Origin of the sequence: Streptomyces sp. NPDC058697 (genome assembly GCF_042715345.1) — a bacterium.
In the GTDB taxonomy this organism is placed as follows: domain Bacteria; phylum Actinomycetota; class Actinomycetes; order Streptomycetales; family Streptomycetaceae; genus Streptomyces; species Streptomyces liliifuscus.
The window spans coordinates 28,952-46,669 of sequence record NZ_JBHXSU010000032.1 but is presented as its reverse complement, the minus strand read 5'-3'; the positions used below and the strand labels follow the sequence as shown (position 1 = coordinate 46,669).

15 protein-coding genes and 1 riboswitch are annotated in these 17,718 nt (G+C 68.3%); of the genes, 11 read left to right on the top strand and 4 right to left on the bottom strand.

Features of this window, described 5'->3' with window-relative positions:
• Positions 1-72: 72 nt before the first annotated feature.
• Both ACFWXQ_RS41770 and ACFWXQ_RS41765 read right to left on the bottom strand, forming a co-directional pair.
• Positions 73-1,638, bottom strand: a complete 1,566-nt coding sequence (locus ACFWXQ_RS41770) for a hypothetical protein (RefSeq protein ID WP_383955117.1) — start codon at positions 1,636-1,638, stop codon at positions 73-75.
• Positions 1,639-1,863: 225 nt separating this feature from the next.
• Positions 1,864-2,073: a hypothetical protein gene (locus ACFWXQ_RS41765; RefSeq protein WP_383955119.1), complete on the bottom strand. Its 210-nt coding sequence runs from the start codon at positions 2,071-2,073 to the stop codon at positions 1,864-1,866.
• Between the two features lie 133 nt (positions 2,074-2,206).
• On the opposite strand from ACFWXQ_RS41765, the gene ACFWXQ_RS41760 reads away from it, so the two are divergent.
• The gene (locus tag ACFWXQ_RS41760) at positions 2,207-3,181 is read left to right on the top strand and encodes a carbohydrate kinase family protein (protein ID WP_143631121.1); all 975 of its coding nucleotides are present in this window, start codon (positions 2,207-2,209) and stop codon (positions 3,179-3,181) included.
• Positions 3,182-3,352: 171 nt separating this feature from the next.
• On the opposite strand, the gene ACFWXQ_RS41755 is transcribed toward ACFWXQ_RS41760, so the two are convergent.
• The gene (locus tag ACFWXQ_RS41755) at positions 3,353-4,741 is read right to left on the bottom strand and encodes a cysteine desulfurase/sulfurtransferase TusA family protein (RefSeq protein ID WP_383955122.1); all 1,389 of its coding nucleotides are present in this window, start codon (positions 4,739-4,741) and stop codon (positions 3,353-3,355) included.
• A gap of 453 nt (positions 4,742-5,194) precedes the next feature.
• On the opposite strand from ACFWXQ_RS41755, the gene coxB reads away from it, so the two are divergent.
• The 4 genes from coxB (at position 5,195) to ACFWXQ_RS41735 (ending at position 9,659) form a co-directional block, all read left to right on the top strand.
• A complete protein-coding gene (gene coxB, locus ACFWXQ_RS41750) occupies positions 5,195-6,154 on the top strand; it encodes a cytochrome c oxidase subunit II (protein WP_383955124.1) in 960 nt (319 codons plus the stop codon).
• Positions 6,151-7,887, top strand: a complete 1,737-nt coding sequence (gene ctaD, locus ACFWXQ_RS41745) for a cytochrome c oxidase subunit I (protein WP_384097024.1) — start codon at positions 6,151-6,153, stop codon at positions 7,885-7,887. Before coxB ends, ctaD begins: the two co-directional genes overlap by 4 nt.
• The gene (locus tag ACFWXQ_RS41740) at positions 7,884-8,282 is read left to right on the top strand and encodes a cytochrome c oxidase subunit 4 (RefSeq protein WP_200398769.1); all 399 of its coding nucleotides are present in this window, start codon (positions 7,884-7,886) and stop codon (positions 8,280-8,282) included. The genes ctaD and ACFWXQ_RS41740 overlap by 4 nt, the downstream gene beginning before the upstream one ends.
• Positions 8,283-8,411: 129 nt before the next feature.
• Complete coding sequence (locus tag ACFWXQ_RS41735; RefSeq protein ID WP_383955068.1) at positions 8,412-9,659, top strand: Ig-like domain-containing protein; 1,248 nt, start codon at positions 8,412-8,414, stop codon at positions 9,657-9,659.
• A gap of 124 nt (positions 9,660-9,783) precedes the next feature.
• Here ACFWXQ_RS41735 and ACFWXQ_RS41730 read toward each other — a convergent pair whose 3' ends face one another.
• Positions 9,784-10,185: a hypothetical protein gene (locus ACFWXQ_RS41730; protein WP_383955067.1), complete on the bottom strand. Its 402-nt coding sequence runs from the start codon at positions 10,183-10,185 to the stop codon at positions 9,784-9,786.
• Positions 10,186-10,374: 189 nt separating this feature from the next.
• Between ACFWXQ_RS41730 and ACFWXQ_RS41725 the strand changes: the two genes are divergently transcribed.
• From ACFWXQ_RS41725 to ACFWXQ_RS41700, 6 genes are all read left to right on the top strand, one after another.
• Positions 10,375-10,995 carry a heme-copper oxidase subunit III gene (locus ACFWXQ_RS41725; RefSeq protein WP_143637955.1) on the top strand — a complete coding sequence of 207 codons (621 nt, stop codon included), beginning with the start codon at positions 10,375-10,377 and terminating at the stop codon, positions 10,993-10,995.
• Positions 10,996-11,060: 65 nt separating this feature from the next.
• Positions 11,061-11,870, top strand: coding sequence for a c-type cytochrome (locus ACFWXQ_RS41720; RefSeq protein ID WP_383955064.1), 810 nt, complete (start codon positions 11,061-11,063; stop codon positions 11,868-11,870).
• Positions 11,867-12,934: a Rieske 2Fe-2S domain-containing protein gene (locus tag ACFWXQ_RS41715; RefSeq protein WP_383955062.1), complete on the top strand. Its 1,068-nt coding sequence runs from the start codon at positions 11,867-11,869 to the stop codon at positions 12,932-12,934. The genes ACFWXQ_RS41720 and ACFWXQ_RS41715 overlap by 4 nt, the downstream gene beginning before the upstream one ends.
• Positions 12,931-14,568 carry a cytochrome bc complex cytochrome b subunit gene (locus ACFWXQ_RS41710; RefSeq protein WP_383955060.1) on the top strand — a complete coding sequence of 546 codons (1,638 nt, stop codon included), beginning with the start codon at positions 12,931-12,933 and terminating at the stop codon, positions 14,566-14,568. The genes ACFWXQ_RS41715 and ACFWXQ_RS41710 overlap by 4 nt, the downstream gene beginning before the upstream one ends.
• Positions 14,569-14,754: 186 nt before the next feature.
• Positions 14,755-15,819: an anthranilate phosphoribosyltransferase gene (trpD, locus tag ACFWXQ_RS41705; RefSeq protein WP_383955058.1), complete on the top strand. Its 1,065-nt coding sequence runs from the start codon at positions 14,755-14,757 to the stop codon at positions 15,817-15,819.
• A 222-nt stretch (positions 15,820-16,041) separates the two neighbouring features.
• A riboswitch (SAM riboswitch) is annotated at positions 16,042-16,158 on the top strand.
• A 163-nt stretch (positions 16,159-16,321) separates the two neighbouring features.
• Complete coding sequence (locus ACFWXQ_RS41700; RefSeq protein ID WP_383952147.1) at positions 16,322-17,704, top strand: aminotransferase class V-fold PLP-dependent enzyme; 1,383 nt, start codon at positions 16,322-16,324, stop codon at positions 17,702-17,704.
• Positions 17,705-17,718 lie beyond the last annotated feature (14 nt).

Below are 17,718 nucleotides of genomic sequence, written 5' to 3'. Positions count from 1 at the left end.
ACACCGAAAGGCGGCGCCCCCTCCAACAGGGCGCCGCCTTTGGCGTACGGGTGGCCGGGTGTCCCCGGCTGCCTACCTCGTCCCGGCCGGGTTCGGCAGGTCCTTCTCCAGCGGTACGGCCTTGCCGTCCGTGTCGACGACCTTCCGCTCTCCGAGCGATTCCTTGAGCTCGACCTTCTCGTGGAAGACCTTGGCGATCAGGATGCAGACCTGGTCCGTCTTCAGCGTCTCGGTCACCCGGACGGTCACCTTGCCGCCGGACTCCTGCGCCGAGGCCTTGTAGTCACTGCACACCCCGCCCGTGAAGCGCACGGTCAGTTCCCTGCCGTCCGCGCTGTAGCCCTCGACCCGGACATCCCGGGTCTCGGTCTTCGGCGCCCCCGTCGTCCCGCCGCCCGGCTCGCTCGGCCGCGGGCTCGGAGCCACTGTCGGGTCGTCGCTCGGGATGACACCGGGAGGCTTCGGAGAGGTCAGATACCGCGGGTCGACCGCGGGATGCGTGACGGTGAAGCTGTCACCCGCCCCAGTGGGCCGTACCTCGAAGAGCCAGGACGGCACCAGCGCCTGCCGCCCGTCCACGAAGTGCGTGGCCAGACCGAACACGGCGTCCTCGACGACGACCGTCTCGGGCTTCGGCGCCACGGTCGACGTCTCGCAGGGCTTCTCGTCCTTGTCCTTCAGCGGTACGGGGCTCGCGCACCCGCCGATGCCCACGCGCCCGCCGCCCGTCCCGGACCCGTTCAGCAGGGCGAGGGTCTTCTCGGCACTGATGACGGGGTACGTGTCGCTCTTCGCCGGTGTTTTCAACTGGCCGCTGCCGCCCACCACTTGCCCGTCCGGGCCGATCTGGAGGCCGGTCGACCAGCCGTACGTCGGCAGTCCGCCCACCTTCGGGTCCGCGTTCACCACGCGTACGGCGTCCATGAGCTGGCTCGCGTCGAGCTTGGCGTCGTCCTGGCCGGCCGCCTTGAGAACGGGCGCGGCGGCCTTCTTCGCGGCGGCCACGCTCACCGGTTCGGTCCCGGCACCCTTGGCGCCGCTCTCGGTGCCCTTGGCCGTCCCGCTCGCGCACACCGTGGTGCTCTTGCAGTTGTCGGTGCCGGGCACGAAGCGGTTGAACGTCCAGGTGCCGGGTGCCTTCTTGGTCACCCGCAGACCCGGACCGGAACCGTCCTTCGTGGCGCCGACCAGCCAGGCGTCGCCCTCCGCCTTCGGTGTGCCCTCCACGCCCAGGGCCTTGGCCAGCTTCGCCACCTCGGCCGAAGTGACCTCGCCCTTCGCACGGTGGACGGCCGCGGAGGAGGGGCCGTCGGGGAGTTCGCCCTCGGCCCGGTAGGCCGCGCCGTTCGGGTCGGGCTCGCCGGGCGCGATGCCGTCCGTGCCGCCCGTGTCCTTCGCGCCGCCCTCGGCGTAGCCGTCCAGGGCGAGCGGCGGCGGGGTGCCGTCCTCGCCGGGCGTACCGGAGCTGTCCTTGCTTCCGCCGCCGCCGGACGCGGTCGTGGCGAAGTACGCCCCGCCGCCCCCGGCGAGCAGCACGGCGGCCGCGACCGAGGCGACGACCACCGGCGAATGCCGCCTGCGTGGCTTTTCCTCGTCGGCGGCCTCGGCCGCGTCGTTGTCGGGTCGCTCGCTGTCCACCGCATCGCTCCTTCTGCCGCACCGCTGTCCCATGAGACCCGCCCTGACCGGGTCAGGACACAGCAGGGTCGTATCCTGCCTCCCCTTTACGGGGGACAGCGATGGGACGCGACGGGGGAGCGCGCGGTTCCCTAATTGGCGCCGCTCACGTTTTTAGGGGCGCGGGGAACTGCGCGACCAGCCACAGCCGGCCCGCAGGTCCGATCCGGCCTCCCCGCGGAGCGCTTAGTCTCCGTAGTCCGACATCGCGTCCAGCATCCGGGCGGAAGCCGACGGCACCGTCACGCCATGGATGAGTGACGGGGACACCGGCAGCGCGGTGATCCTGGCGGGAGCCGACCAGTGCGGGACCATGCGGGCGCAGTCGCCCCGCAGCTCGGCCAGACCGCCGTCGAGATCGAGCGGAGCGTCGCGATGGATCTTGAGGTTCGTCATAGCGGAACCGTAAGCACCGCATGCCCTACGACAAAAGCCCTACTATTGGGTAGTTTTGCCTGCTTCGAAGCCGCGGCGCGGACCCGATAGCGTTAGATGTCAATCTCCCTCCTCGCAGGAGCGTGTCCTAGCCGTGCGTATCGCAGTCTCGGGCTCCATCGCCACAGACCACCTCATGACCTTCCCCGGCCGCTTTGCCGACCAGCTGGTCGCGGATCAGCTGCACACGGTCTCCCTCTCCTTCCTGGTCGACAATCTCGACGTACGCCGGGGCGGTGTGGGTGCGAACATCGCCTTCGGCATGGGCCAGCTCGGCACCTCGCCGATCCTGGTCGGGGCGGCGGGCTCCGACTTCGACGAGTACCGCGCCTGGCTGGACCGGCACGGCGTCGACACCGCGTCCGTACGGATCTCCGAGGTGCTGCACACCGCGCGCTTCGTCTGCACCACGGATGCCGACCACAACCAGATCGGCTCCTTCTACACCGGCGCCATGAGCGAGGCCCGCCTCATCGAGCTCAAGGCGGTCGCCGACCGGGTGGGCGGACTCGACCTGGTCCTGATCGGCGCGGACGACCCCGAGGGCATGCTCCGGCACACCGAGGAGTGCCGGACCCGCTCGATCCCCTTCGCCGCCGACTTCTCCCAGCAGATCGCGCGCATGAACGGCGACGAGATCCGGCTGCTGCTCGACGGAGCGACGTACCTCTTCTCGAACGAGTACGAGAAGGGGCTCATCGAGTCCAAGACCGGCTGGAGCGACGCGGAGATCCTTTCGAGGGTCGGCCACCGGGTGACCACCCTCGGGGCGCGTGGTGTGCGGATCGAGGGGGTCGGGGCGGACACGATCGAGGTCGGTGTGCCCGAGGAGACGGCGAAGGTCGACCCCACCGGGGTCGGGGACGCCTTCCGGGCCGGGTTCCTGTCGGGGCTGGCCTGGGGGGTCTCGCACGAGCGGGCTGCGCAGGTGGGCTGCATGCTCGCGACGCTCGTCATCGAGACCAAGGGGACACAGGAGTACCAGTTGAAGCGGTCGCACTTCCTGGACCGGTTCACGAAGGCGTACGGGCATGACGCGGCGGCGGAGGTTCAAGGGCACCTGGCTTAGTGCCGGTGCCCTTTTCGTGGGGCGCGTCCGTTTGATTGTGGGTGTGGGTGTGGGTGTGGGTGTGGGTGTGGGTGCGGGTGCGTGGGGGCTGGTCGCGCAGTTCCCCGCGCCCCTGAAAGACGCCGGTGCGCGGGAGCCGCAAATGGATACGGCCCCGCGCACCTGAGGCGACTACGGCGTCTTCCGGCGGACCACGTATGCCGTTCCGCCCTCTGTCGGTTCCTCTCCCACGTACTCCTGGTTTCGCATTTCGCACCAGGCCGGGATGTCCAGGCGGGCGGCCTCGTCGTCGGAGAGGACGCGGACCGTGCCGCCGACGGGGACGTCGGTGATCACCTTGGCGAGTTCGATCACCGGGATCGGGCAGCGCTTGCCGAGGGCGTCCACGACAAGGGAGTCGTCCTGGACGACGGTCACGGCGGGGGCGCTCGCCGGGGCGCCCAGCTTCTCGCGGACCGCCGCGACCGTGCGGGGCAGGACGTCCAGGAAGCGGTCCACGTCCTGTGCCGGGGTGCCGAGCGGGAGGGACACCCGGACGTTGCCCTCGCTCAGTATGCCCATGGCCTTGAGGACATGGCTCGGCGTCAGCGTGCTGCTCGTGCAGGACGATCCGGACGACACCGAGAAACCCTCGCGGTCCAGCTCGTGCAGCAGAGTCTCTCCGTCGACATAGAGACAGGAGAAGGTGAGGAGATGGGGGAGCCGACGCACCGGGTCGCCCACCACCTCCACATCCGGGACCAGTTCCGGCACCCGCGCACGGATCCGGTCCGTCAGCTCCCGCAGCCGGGCCGACTCGGTGGCCGCCTCCGCGCGTACGGCCCGCAGCGAGGCCGCCGCGGCGACGATCCCGGGGATGTTCTCGAAGCCGGGGGCACGCCCTGACTCCCGTTCGTCGGCCGGGCCTTGAGGGGCGTACCGCACTCCCTTGCGCACGACGAGCAGCCCGACCCCGGCGGGGCCGCCCCACTTGTGGGCGCTGCCCGTCAGCAGTGACCAGCCGCCCTCGACCTGCCCCCAGGCCAGCGACTGCGCCGCGTCCACCAGAAGGGGTACGCCCGCCGCGCGGCACGCCTCGGCGACGGCGGCCACCGGCTGCTCCGTACCCACCTCGTGGTTGGCGGACTGGAGACACGCGAGCGCGGTGTCGGGGCGCAGGGCCTCGGCGTACGCGTCGGGGGAGACCATGCCCGTGCGCAGAACGGGCACTTCGGACACCGTGCCGCCCTGGCCCCGGTGTGTCTCGGCCGAATGGAGCACCGAAGAATGTTCGACCGCGGACACGATCAGGTGGCGTCCGGTGCGGTGGCGTCCCGCGAGCGTGCCGGCGATCGCGGTGTGGACCGCCCGTGTGCCGGAGGTGGTGAACACCAGCTCGTCCGGGCGACAGCCGATCGCCTCCGCGGCGGCCTCGCGGGCGGCGTCCAGGAGGAGCCGCGCCCGCCGTCCCTCCCGGTAGAGGCGGGCCGGGTCGGCCCAGCCCTCGTCCAGGGAGGCCTGCAGGGCCTGGCGGGCCACGGGGTGGAGGGGGGCGGAGGATGCGGCGTCGAAGTAGGACACGGCCTCACGCTATGCGGTGTGGAGGGGTATGGGTGCATGGGGCTGTTCGTCGGGTGCGGGTGGGTGGGGGCTGGTCGCGCAGTTCCCCGCGCCCCTGAAAAGCAGGGGCTACCGCCCCCAAGACGAAAAACGTGGGCGCAGCCCCGTCTTTCGTCTTCAGGGGCGCGGGGAACTGCGCGAGCAACCACATCGCACCCGCACCCGCCGACGAACCGAACCCCCCGAGGTCACAGCCGCCCCGCGACGGGCCGTCACATACGGCCCGGAGCCCCGCATTCCACCCCTTCGGGGTGAGCCGCGGCGCGTTGGGGACCCTCCCCGCGCGACCCCAAAAAGCGTCCAGTAGGGTTTGGTCCGCATAAACATCCAAACCCCTGCCCGACGCAGGGCGGCGACCGACCAGCGAGAAGGCCGCAGCCAACAGCGCGGGCGAGACTCTCGGGAAGGCGCTACGTGAGTCCCTACGGCTCCGACCGCTCGCCGCGGCGCCCGATGCGGCGGAAGCTGCTGCAGGCACTGACTGCGGGCCTGGTCCTGGCGACCGCCACCGGTTGCACATACAAGGACTTTCCCCGTCTTGGTATGCCCACCCCGACCACGGAAGAGGCTCCGCGGATCCTCTCCCTGTGGCAGGGCTCGTGGGCTGCAGCGCTCGTCACGGGCGTGCTGGTCTGGGGCCTGATCCTGTGGAGTGCGTTCTTCCACCGGCGCAGCCGCACCAAGGTCGAAGTTCCTCCGCAGACCCGGTACAACATGCCCATCGAGGCGCTGTACACGGTGGTCCCGCTCATCATCGTCTCGGTGCTCTTCTACTTCACGGCCCGCGACGAGACGAAGCTCCTCAGCCTCGACAAGAAGCCCGACGTGACGGTCAACGTCGTCGGCTTCCAGTGGAGCTGGGGCTTCAACTACATCGAGAACGTCGACGGCTCGACCGGTGACGCGAAGACCGACGAGAACCTGGACGCGATTCCGAACAGGTTCAAGGAGCAGTTCCCGGAGAACGCCGGCGGCGTCTACGACGTCGGTACGCCTGCCACGAAGAACCCGCAGAACGGCAACCCCGGTCCGACCCTCTGGCTCCCCAAGGGCAAGACGGTCCGCTTCGTCCTCACTTCGCGTGACGTCATCCACTCCTTCTGGGTGGTGCCGTTCCTCATGAAGCAGGACGTCATCCCGGGCCACACCAACTCCTTCCAGGTGACTCCCAACAAGGAGGGCACCTTCATGGGCAAGTGCGCCGAGCTCTGCGGCGTCGACCACTCCCGGATGCTGTTCAACGTGAAGGTCGTCTCTCCCGAGCGCTACGAGGCCCACCTCAAGGAGCTCGCCGAGAAGGGTCAGACCGGTTACGTCCCGGCCGGTATCGAGCAGACGGACCACGAGAAGAACCGGGAGACGAACAACCTGTGAGCATCCTCAATGAACCTCAGGGTGCCGCCGCGGCCGAAGACTCGTACGAGAACGAGCTACCGGTACGGCGCAAGCAGCCCGGCAACGTTGTGATCAAGTGGCTCACCACCACCGACCACAAGACGATCGGTACGTTGTACCTGGTCACGTCGTTCGCGTTCTTCTGCATCGGTGGCGTGATGGCGCTGTTCATGCGCGCCGAGCTGGCCCGTCCGGGCACGCAGATCATGTCGAACGAGCAGTTCAACCAGGCGTTCACGATGCACGGCACGATCATGCTGCTGATGTTCGCGACGCCGCTGTTCGCCGGTTTCACCAACTGGATCATGCCGCTGCAGATCGGCGCGCCCGATGTGGCGTTCCCGCGGCTGAACATGTTCGCCTACTGGCTGTACCTGTTCGGCTCGCTGATCGCGGTCGGCGGTTTCCTCACCCCGCAGGGCGCGGCCGACTTCGGCTGGTTCGCCTACAGCCCGCTCTCCGACGCGGTGCGCTCGCCGGGCATCGGCGCCGACATGTGGATCATGGGTCTGGCGTTCTCCGGCTTCGGCACCATCCTGGGCGCGGTCAACTTCATCACCACCATCATCTGCATGCGCGCCCCCGGCATGACGATGTTCCGCATGCCGATCTTCGTGTGGAACGTGCTGCTCACCGCGGTCCTCGTGCTGCTCGCCTTCCCCGTCCTGGCCGCCGCGCTGTTCGCGCTGGAGGCGGATCGGAAATTCGGCGCACACATCTTCGACGCCGCCAACGGCGGAGCGTTGCTGTGGCAGCACCTGTTCTGGTTCTTCGGGCATCCAGAGGTGTACATCATCGCGCTGCCGTTCTTCGGCATCATCAGCGAGGTCATCCCGGTCTTCTCCCGCAAGCCGATGTTCGGCTACATGGGCCTGATCGGCGCGACCATCGCGATCGCGGGCCTGTCGGTGACGGTGTGGGCCCACCACATGTACGTCACCGGCGGGGTGCTGCTGCCGTTCTTCTCCTTCATGACGTTCCTCATCGCCGTGCCGACCGGTGTGAAGTTCTTCAACTGGATCGGCACGATGTGGAAGGGGTCCTTGAGTTTCGAGACCCCGATGCTCTGGGCGACGGGCTTCCTGATCACCTTCACCTTCGGTGGTCTGACCGGTGTCATCCTGGCCTCGCCGCCGATGGACTTCCACGTCTCGGACTCGTACTTCGTGGTGGCGCACTTCCACTACGTGGTGTTCGGCACGGTGGTGTTCGCGATGTTCTCCGGCTTCCACTTCTGGTGGCCGAAGTTCACCGGCAAGATGCTCGACGAACGCCTCGGCAAGATCACCTTCTGGACGCTGTTCATCGGCTTCCACGGCACCTTCCTCGTCCAGCACTGGCTGGGTGCCGAGGGCATGCCCCGTCGTTACGCGGACTATCTCGCGGCCGACGGCTTCACCGCCCTGAACACGATCTCGACGATCAGCTCGTTCGTACTCGGTCTGTCGATGCTTCCCTTCATGTACAACGTCTGGAAGACGGCCAAGTACGGCAAGAAGGTCGAGGTCGACGACCCGTGGGGTTACGGCCGTTCGCTGGAGTGGGCCACGTCCTGCCCGCCGCCGCGGCACAACTTCCTCACGCTGCCGCGGATCCGTTCCGAATCCCCCGCCTTCGACCTGCACCACCCGGAGATCGCCGCTCTCGACCAGCTCGAGAACGCCGGTCACGGTGAGAAGGCCCTCGCTGGTGGCAAGGAGGCCGGCAAGTGAAGGTCCAAGGCAAGATGTTCCTCTGGCTGGCCGTCTTCGTGCTGGCCATGGCCATCGTCTACGGCGTGTGGTCCAAGGAGCCCGCCGGCACCACGGCGCTCTTCCTCGGCTTCGGCCTGTGCGTCATGATCGGCTACTACCTGGCCTTCACGGCCCGGCGTGTCGACGTGGGCGCCCAGGACAACAAGGAGGCCGACGTCGCCGACGACGCCGGTGAGGTCGGTTTCTTCAGCCCGCACAGCTGGCAGCCGCTCTCCCTCGGCATCGGTGGCGCGCTCGCCTTCATGGGCGTGATCTTCGGCTGGTGGCTGCTCTACTTCTCGGCCCCGATCATCATGATCGGCCTGTGGGGCTGGGTCTTCGAGTACTACCGCGGAGAAAGCCAGAACCAGTAACACGCGCAGAGCACAGGAAGCCCGGACACTCCGTCAGGAGGTCCGGGCTTCCCTCTTTTGCCACACCGCTCATCCCTCGCACGGCCCACTCGGCGCGCCGGGTCCGGCCCCGCTTCCTAGCGTGAGGTCATGAGCCACACACCGCGATACCGCACAGCCGTCAGTACGGCACTCATAGTCGCCCTCGGCGCCGGGGTCACGGCCTGCGGCTCCGACGGCCACCCGCTGTCGGCCAAGCCCTACGACGCCGGGGAGGACATCTCCTTCAGCATCCCCGTGGACGACGGCAAGAAGGCCGACCCGGACAAGCCCCTGGAGATCACCGCCGAGGACTCCGACGGCCGCATCACCGACGTGACCGCCACGGACGCCACAGGACGGTACGTGGCGGGCGAACTCTCGGCCGACGGAACCCGCTGGCACAGCACCTCCCCGCTGGCCGCCGGCGTCCACTACAGGGTCCACGTGAGCACCGAGGACGAGGACGGCGCTCCCGGCCGCAAGGTCGTCGACTTCGACACCGGAACCCCCACCACGAAGAAGCGGCTGGACGTGAAGTTCGGGCCCGACAAGGGCACGTACGGCGTCGGTCAGCCCGTCACCGCCGAGCTCAGCCTCCCGGTCAAGGACAAGGCCGCCCGCGCCGTCGTGGAGCGCTCACTGAAGGTCGACTCCCGGCCCGCCGTGGAGGGCGCCTGGCACTGGGTGGACGACAAGAAACTGCACTACCGCCCCAAGGAGTACTGGCCCACCCAGGCCACCGTCAGCGCCCACAGCAACCTGGCCGGGATCAAGGTCGCCGAGCGCCTCTGGGGCGGCAGGGCCAAGCCCCTGACCCTGACCACGGGCGACCGCGTGGAAGCCGTCACGGACGCCTCGGCGCACTCCATGACGGTCTACCGGAACGGTGAGGCGATCAAGTCGATCCCCGTCACCACCGGCAAGCCGGGCTACGACACCCGCAACGGCGTCAAGGTCGTACTGGGGAAGGAGGGTACCGTTCGCATGACCAGCGCCAGCATCGGCTCTTCGGACTTCTACGACCTGATCGTCCACAACTCGGTCAGGCTCACCAACAGCGGCGAGTACGTTCACGCCGCCCCCTGGTCCACGGGTTCCCAGGGCTACGCCAACGTCAGCCACGGCTGCACCGGCATGAGCACCGCCAACGCCCAGTGGTTCTACGAGAACATCCGCGCCGGCGACATCGTCCAGGTCGTCAACTCGTCCGGCGAGATGATGGCCCCGTTCGGCAACGGCTTCGGCGACTGGAACCTGACCTGGAAAAAATGGCGCACAGGCAGCGCCCTGGTGGCCGACACCCCGGAGGGCCCCGGCCCGGAAGCCCGCCTGAGGCTACGCCCCGAGTCTGTTTAGGCAGGGGGCCGACTCTTCAGGGGCGCGTCCTTTGGGCAGGGCCCAGCTATTTCAGGGGCGCGGGGAACTGCGCGACCAGCCACAACGCACCCGCACCCGCAGAACCACAGGTCCGACCGAGCTCTCAGGCGCTGAGAGCACGCCGGCTGCGAAGCAACCCCGCCAGCGCAGAGGCGAACTCCACCGGCTCCACCGGCAAGGTCACCGCGGCGTCAGCCCGGCTCCACGTGGCAAGCCACGCGTCCTGAGGCCGCCCGATCAGCAACAGCACCGGCGGACAGTTGAAGATCTCGTCCTTGATCTGCCGGCAGATCCCCATCCCGCCCGCGGGAACGGCCTCGCCGTCGAGCACGCACACATCGATGCCACCGCGGTCCAGCTCCTTGATGACGGCGGCAGGCGTCGCGCACTCGATGAACTCGACCTGAGGCACGTCCGTGGCCGGCCTCCGGCCGGTGGCGAGCCGCACCTGCTCACGGGTGTTGGAGTCGTCGCTGTAGACCAGCACCGTTGCGGTCGGCTGCATTCTTCCTCCGGGACGTCAGCGTCGTAGAGACAGATACGGACAGGGTCCGATAGCGCGGATGCTACTCCCTTGAACACATGGTCAACAGCGGTTCGGACAGGGCTTCGATGGGCCATATGGGCTGGACACGACCCACAGACACTCCGAACGGCACCCCCGGGAGTGAGGGCGAGATAAGCGACCGACATAATGTCGGTCGTGGCGACAGCAACGACAGTAGAAACCGGGCACGCGCACCCGTCGGTCAATCGGCCGAACCTCACCAGCGTCGGAACCATCATCTGGCTGAGTTCCGAGCTGATGTTCTTCGCGGCCCTCTTCGCGATGTACTTCACCCTGCGATCGGTGACCGGGCCGGATCACTGGAAGGAGATGGCGGAACATCTCAACTTCCCGTTCTCGGCGACGAACACCACGATCCTGGTGCTCTCCTCCCTCACCTGCCAGCTCGGCGTCTTCGCCGCCGAGCGCGGGGACGTGAAGAAGCTCCGGATGTGGTTCATCGTCACCTTCATCATGGGTGCGATCTTCATCGGCGGTCAGGTCCTCGAGTACACCGAACTGGTCAAGGACGCGGGCCTCTCGCTCTCCTCCGACCCGTACGGCTCGGTGTTCTACCTGACCACCGGCTTCCACGGCCTGCACGTGACGGGTGGTCTCATCGCCTTCCTGCTGGTCCTCGGGCGCACCTACGCCGCCCGCAGGTTCACGCACGAGCAGGCGACCGCCGCCATCGTCGTGTCCTACTACTGGCACTTCGTCGATGTCGTCTGGATCGGCCTCTTCGCCACGATCTACATGATCAAGTAGCCGGGCCCGTTCCCGAGCACATTCCAGAAGCATCGACGCAGAAGATCCTGACACCGGGGTAATCCGTGAAAAAGCTCTCCGCACGACGACGCCATCCGCTGGCGGCGCTCGTCGTCCTACTCCTCGCGCTGGCATGCACCGGGGGGCTGTATACCGCGTTCGCGCCCGCGGACGAGGCGCAGGCCGGTACAACCGCCCAGTCCCTAGCAATCGACGAGGGCAAGAAGCTCTACGCCGTCGGCTGCGCCAGCTGCCACGGCACCGGCGGTCAGGGCACCACTGACGGTCCGAGTCTCGTCGGTGTGGGCGCCGCGGCCGTCGACTTCCAGGTCGGCACCGGCCGCATGCCGGCCCAGCAGCCTGGCGCGCAGGTTCCGAAGAAGAAGGTCATCTACTCGCAGGCCGAGATCGACCAGCTCGCGGCGTTCATCGCCTCGCTGGGTGCCGGTCCGACAGTGCCCACCGAGGCCCAGTACAGCCCCGAGGGCGCGGACATCGCCAAGGGTGGTGAGCTCTTCCGTACCAACTGCGCCCAGTGCCACAACTTCACCGGCAAGGGCGGCGCGCTGACGAACGGCAAGTACGCCCCGACGCTGGAGGATGTCGACCCGAAGCACGTCTACGAGGCCATGCAGACCGGCCCGCAGAACATGCCGTCCTTCCCCGACACCACGCTGACGGAGAAGAACAAGCAGGACATCATCGCGTACCTCGACGCGGTCAACAGCGACGACTCGGAGAGCCCCGGTGGTCTGGAGCTGGGCGGCCTCGGGCCGGTCAGTGAAGGACTCTTCGGCTGGGTCTTCGGTCTCGGCGGACTGATCGCCGTCGCCGTGTGGGTCGCCGCCCGGACCGCAAAGGCCAAGAAGTCATGAGTAGCCAAGAGACCCCAGAAGAGAACCTGCCCGCCGAGCGGGCCGACGACGAGCACGCGCACGGCGCCGTGAGTGTCGCGGACGAGAAGCACCCGTTCGCGGATCCCGGTCTGCCGCCGCACGAGCACCGCATCCAGGACATCGACGAGCGGGCCGCCAAGCGGTCCGAGCGCACGGTCGCCCTGCTGTTCACGCTCTCGATGCTGGCCACGGTCGGCTTCATCGCGGCGTTCGTCACGATTCCCGCCGACAAGATCGTCTACATCTTCCCGCTGGGTCACATCAGCGGACTGAACTTCGCCCTGGGCATGACGCTCGGTCTGGCGCTGTTCTGCATCGGCGCGGGTGCGGTCCACTGGGCCCGCACCCTGATGTCCGACGAGGAGATGACCGACGAGCGCCACGCCATCGCGGCGGAGCCCGAGGTCAAGGCCAAGGTGCTGGCCGACTTCAAGCAGGGCGCCAAGGAGTCCGCGCTCGGCCGTCGCAAGCTGATCCGCAACACGATGTTCGGCGCGCTGACCCTGTTCCCGCTGTCCGGCATCGTCCTGCTGCGCGACCTCGGTCCGCTGCCGGAGGACAAGCTGCGGCACACGATGTGGCGCAAGGGACTGCAGCTCGTCAACATGAACACGAACGAGCCGCTGCGCCCCTCCGACGTCGCCGTCGGCTCGCTCACCTTCGCCAAGCCCGAGGGCCTGGAGGAGCACTCCCACGAGTTCCAGACCGAGATCGCCAAGGCGGCCCTGATGATCGTCCGGCTGCAGCCGGACAACATCAAGGACAAGCGTGAACTCGAGTGGTCCCACGAGGGCATCGTGGCGTACTCGAAGATCTGCACCCACGTCGGTTGCCCGATCTCCCTGTACGAGCAGCAGACGCACCACGTTCTCTGCCCGTGCCACCAGTCCACCTTCGACCTCGCCGACGGTGCCCGAGTTATCTTCGGCCCGGCCGGTCACGCCCTGCCGCAGCTGCGCATCGGCGTGAACGACGAGGGCTACCTTCAGGCGCTCGGCGACTTCGACGAGCCTGTCGGTCCTGCATTCTGGGAGCGCGGATGAGCACTACGACCACCACCGACTCGCGCTCGCGCGAGAAGGCGCCGGCCGGCGAGAAGATCGCCGACTGGGCCGACGGCCGGCTGGGGATCTACTCCCTGGCCAAGGCCAACATGCGCAAGATCTTCCCGGACCACTGGTCCTTCATGCTGGGCGAGATCTGCCTCTACAGCTTCATCATCATCATCCTCACGGGTGTGTATCTGACGCTGTTCTTCCACCCCTCGATGAACGAGATCGAGTACCACGGAAGCTATGTCCCGCTGCAGGGGCAGCTGATGTCGGAGGCCTTCGCCTCCACGCTGGACATCAGCTTCGACGTCCGCGGCGGTCTGCTCATCCGGCAGATCCACCACTGGGCGGCCATCGTCTTCCTGGCCGGCATGTTCGTGCACATGATGCGCGTGTTCTTCACCGGCGCGTTCCGCAAGCCGCGTGAGATCAACTGGATGTTCGGCTTCCTGCTGTTCGTCCTCGGCATGTTCACCGGGTTCACCGGCTACTCGCTCCCGGACGACCTGCTCTCCGGCACCGGCGTCCGCTTCACCCAGGGCGCGATCCTCGCCACGCCGATCGTCGGAACGTACATCTCGTTCTTCCTGTTCGGCGGGGAGTTCCCGGGCGGCGACTTCGTCTCGCGGTTCTACTCGATCCACATCCTGCTGCTGCCCGGCATCATGCTCGGGCTCGTGGTCGGCCACCTGATCCTGGTCTTCTACCACAAGCACACGCAGTTCGCGGGTCCCGGAAAGACCAACAAGAACGTCGTCGGCATGCCGCTGCTGCCGGTCTACATGGCCAAGGCCGGAGGCTTCTTCTTCCTGGTCTTCGGTTTCATCGCCGTGCTGGCCGCGGTCGCGTCCATCAACCCGATCTGGGTGCTGGGACCGTACCGGCCGGACCAGGTGTCCACGGGCGCCCAGCCGGACTGGTACATGGGCTTCGCCGAGGGTCTGATCCGCGCGATGCCCGGCTGGGAGATCAACCTCTGGGGTCACACACTCGTCCTGGGTGTGTTCATCCCGCTGGTGCTGTTCGGTCTCTTCCTCGGCATTCTCGCGCTCTACCCGTTCATCGAGTCCTGGATCACCGGGGACAAGAGCGAGCACCACATCCTGGACCGGCCGCGCAACGCGCCGACCCGTACGGCCTTCGGTGTCGCCTGGGTGACCGCGTACATGATCATGCTGATCGGCGGTGGCAACGACATCGTCGCGACCCACTTCCATCTGTCGATCAACTCGGTCACCTGGTTCGTCCGGGTCGGGTTCTTCGTCGGACCGGTCATCGCGTTCGTCGTCACCAAGCGGATCTGTCTCGGCCTCCAGCGCCGCGACAAGGACAAGGTGCTGCACGGCCGAGAGTCGGGCATCATCAAGCGCCTGCCGCACGGTGAGTTCATCGAGGTCCACGAGCCCCTCAGCCAGGAGGCTCTGCACACCCTCACGGCGCACGAGCAGTACGAGCCGGCCGCGATCGGCCCGGCGGTCGACGAGAACGGTGTCGAGCGCAAGGTGAAGGGCCCGCAGAAGCTGCGCGCCAAGCTCAGCAACGCGTACTTCGGGGAGGACAACCAGATCCCGAAGCCCACCGCCGAGGAGTACAAGGAGATCACGAGCGGCCACGGCCACCACTGATCTTCGACCTGTTCGCCACGGCAGGAGCCCCGTCCATTGCCCGGACGGGGCTCTTTGCCGTCCCCGGGGCTGGATAGGGTGGACCCGTTCCCGTAACGAGCTACGGACTACGGGCTACGGAGTACGGGAAAAATCCCACATCCCACAGGCGTCCCCATCGCGGGACGGACGACCCAGGAGCGGCATATGAGCGCTGTGACCCCCGCAGGAGGCGACACCGCGGCGGTCCGTTCCTGGCCCGCCCTGCTGAACGGCCTGCTGGACGGACGAGACCTGAGCGCCGCGGACACCGCCTGGGCGATGGACCTGATCATGCGGGGCGAGGCGACCGACGCGCAGATCGCCGGGTTCGTGGTGGCGCTGCGGGCCAAGGGCGAGACCGTCGAGGAGATCGTCGGATTCGTCCAGGCGATGTACGAGCACGCGAACGTGATCGAGGTGCCGGGGGACACCGTCGACATCGTCGGTACGGGCGGCGACGGGGCGAAGACCGTCAACATCTCCACCATGTCGGCGATCGTCATCGCCGGGACGGGTGCCAAGGTCGTCAAGCACGGCAACCGGGCTGCCTCCTCGGCCTCCGGGGCGTCCGACGTGCTGGAGAAGCTCGGGGTCAACCTGGAGCTGCCGACACACCGGGTGGCGCAGGTCGCCGAGACGGCCGGGATCACCTTCTGCTTCGCGGCGAAGTTCCACCCCGCGATGCGCCACGCGGGCGCCGCGCGCGGGCAGTTGGGGATCCGTACGGTCTTCAACGCGCTCGGACCGCTGACCAATCCGGCGAAGGTGAAGGCGCAGGCCGTCGGGTGTGCCGATCCCCGGATGGCGCCGATCATGGCCGGGGTGTTCGCCGAGCGCGGCAACTCCTCGCTCGTCTTCCGCGGTGACGACGGGCTGGACGAGCTGACGACGACGGCCACCTCACGGGTGTGGGTCGTGCGGGACGGGAAGGTGCGCGAGGAGTCGTTCGATCCGCGTGACGTGGGGATCGAGCTGGTGCCCGTGGAGGCGTTGCGGGGGGCCGACGCCTCGTACAACGCGGATGTGGCCCGACGGCTGCTGAACGGGGAGACCGGGCCTGTGCGGGACGCTGTGCTGCTGAACTCGGCGGCGGCGCTCGTCGCTCTGTCGCCGGGGGACGGGCCGCTCGCGGACCAGCTCCGGGCGGGGATGGTGAAGGCGGCGGCCGCGATCGACTCCGGGGCGGCGAAGGCCACGCTGGAGCGGTGGGTGGCGGCGACGAACGCGTAGCGGCTGCGGGTGGGTTGTGGCTGGTCGCGCAGTTCCCCGCGCCCCTTTTCAGGGGCGCGGGGAACTGCGCAGTCTTTTGGGGGTTCGGGGGCGGAGCCCCTGAGTAAGTGACGGGAATGGGTAGGGGCGGCGGGGGCGAGAAAAGGCCCCGTCGCTCCCCGGCCGTCCCGGTATTCGGACGTCGGGGTTGCGGTCGGATCATCGTGTGGCAAGATGCAGGCAGGTCATGAGCGACAGTCATCAGGCCCCGGCCGACTGTCCGGCAACCCTCCGTCCGTGGCGGGGTGCCCCGGGTGAAGACCAGGCCGTAGGCAGTGAGGTCTACGGCAAGCGCGGACCCCTCGTATCGCCAGGGGTCCTGGTCGTCCGAGGGAGCCTTCTGTGAGCAAGCGAATGCGATAGGGCGTAGAGCCCCGCCTCCGCACACCCCTTTTCACCCTTCACCCACGCTTGAGCTCCACCCGCTCGCGTGGTGTTCCCGCCTGCCTCACAGGAGTTCGCCATGTCTGTTTCCACCGCTGCCTCCACTGCCGCCGACCAGGCCGTCTGCCGTGACACCTCCGCGTCGCTGCCTGTGCTGGGCCGGGACGTCACGGTCCCGCTCGTCACCGGCGGCGAGGTCACCTACGCCGCGCTCGACTACGCCGCCAGCGCCCCGGCCCTGCAGCGGGTGTGGGACGACGTGGCCGCGTACGCCCCGTACTACGGGAGCGTGCACCGCGGGGCCGGGTACCTCTCCCAGCTGTCCACCGACCTGTTCGAGAACGCCCGCAGGACCGTCGAGGAGTTCCTCGACTGCCGCGACGGCGACCAGGTCGTCTTCACCCGGTCCACCACCGACTCGCTCAACCTCCTCGCCGCCGCGCTCCCCGCCGACTGCCAGGTCTTCGTCTTCGAGACCGAGCACCACGCGTCCCTGCTCCCGTGGCGGGACGCCCGCGTCACCTACCTCAACGCCCCGCGCACCCCGGACGAGGCCGTCGCCACGCTGGAGCGTGCGCTCGCCGAGCGGGACCCCCGCGGGCCGGCGCTCGTGTGCGTCACGGGCGCGTCGAACGTCACCGGCGAGCTGTGGCCCGTACGGGAACTGGCCGCCGCCGCCCACGAGCACGGCGCCCGGATCGTGCTCGACGCCGCCCAGCTCGCGCCCCACCACCCCGTGTCCGTACGGGAGTTGGACGTCGACTGGGTCGCCTTCTCCGGGCACAAGCTGTACGCGCCCTTCGGGTCGGGTGTCCTCGCCGGACGCGCCGACTGGCTGACCGAGGCCGAGCCGTACCTCGCGGGCGGAGGTGCCTCGCGGAAGGTCTCACGGCGGGTGGACGGCGGCGTCGACGTCGAGTGGCACGAGAGCGCCGCACGGCACGAGGCCGGGTCGCCCAACGTCATCGGCGCCTACTCCATCGCCTCCGCCTGCAAGGCCCTCACCGAGGCCGGCTTCGACACGCTGGTCGCCCGGGAGCAGCACCTCATCGACACCGTCAGGGCCGGGCTCGCCGAGGTGCCCGAGGTGCGCGTCCTCTCGCTCTTCGGCGACGACGCGCCCCGCGTCGGTGTCATCTCCTTCGTCGTCGAGGGCTGGAACAGCTCGCACTTCGCCGCCGCGCTCTCCGCCGAGTACGGCATCGGAGTGCGGGACGGTCTGTTCTGCGCGCACCCGCTCGTACGCACCCTCCTCGGCAGTGACCCGCAGAGCCAGGGCGAGTGCGGTGCCCCCGAGGCGGCGCCCGGCGAGAAGTCCCTGAACGCCATTCGGGTCAGCTTCGGGGCCGGCACCCCGGACGAGCACGTCGAGCGGTTCGTCCGGGCCGTCAAGGAACTCGTGAGCGACGGCGCGAAGTGGAACTACCGCACAGTGGAAGGGCGTTGCGTCCCGGCTGTGTGACCGGCTGTGTGACC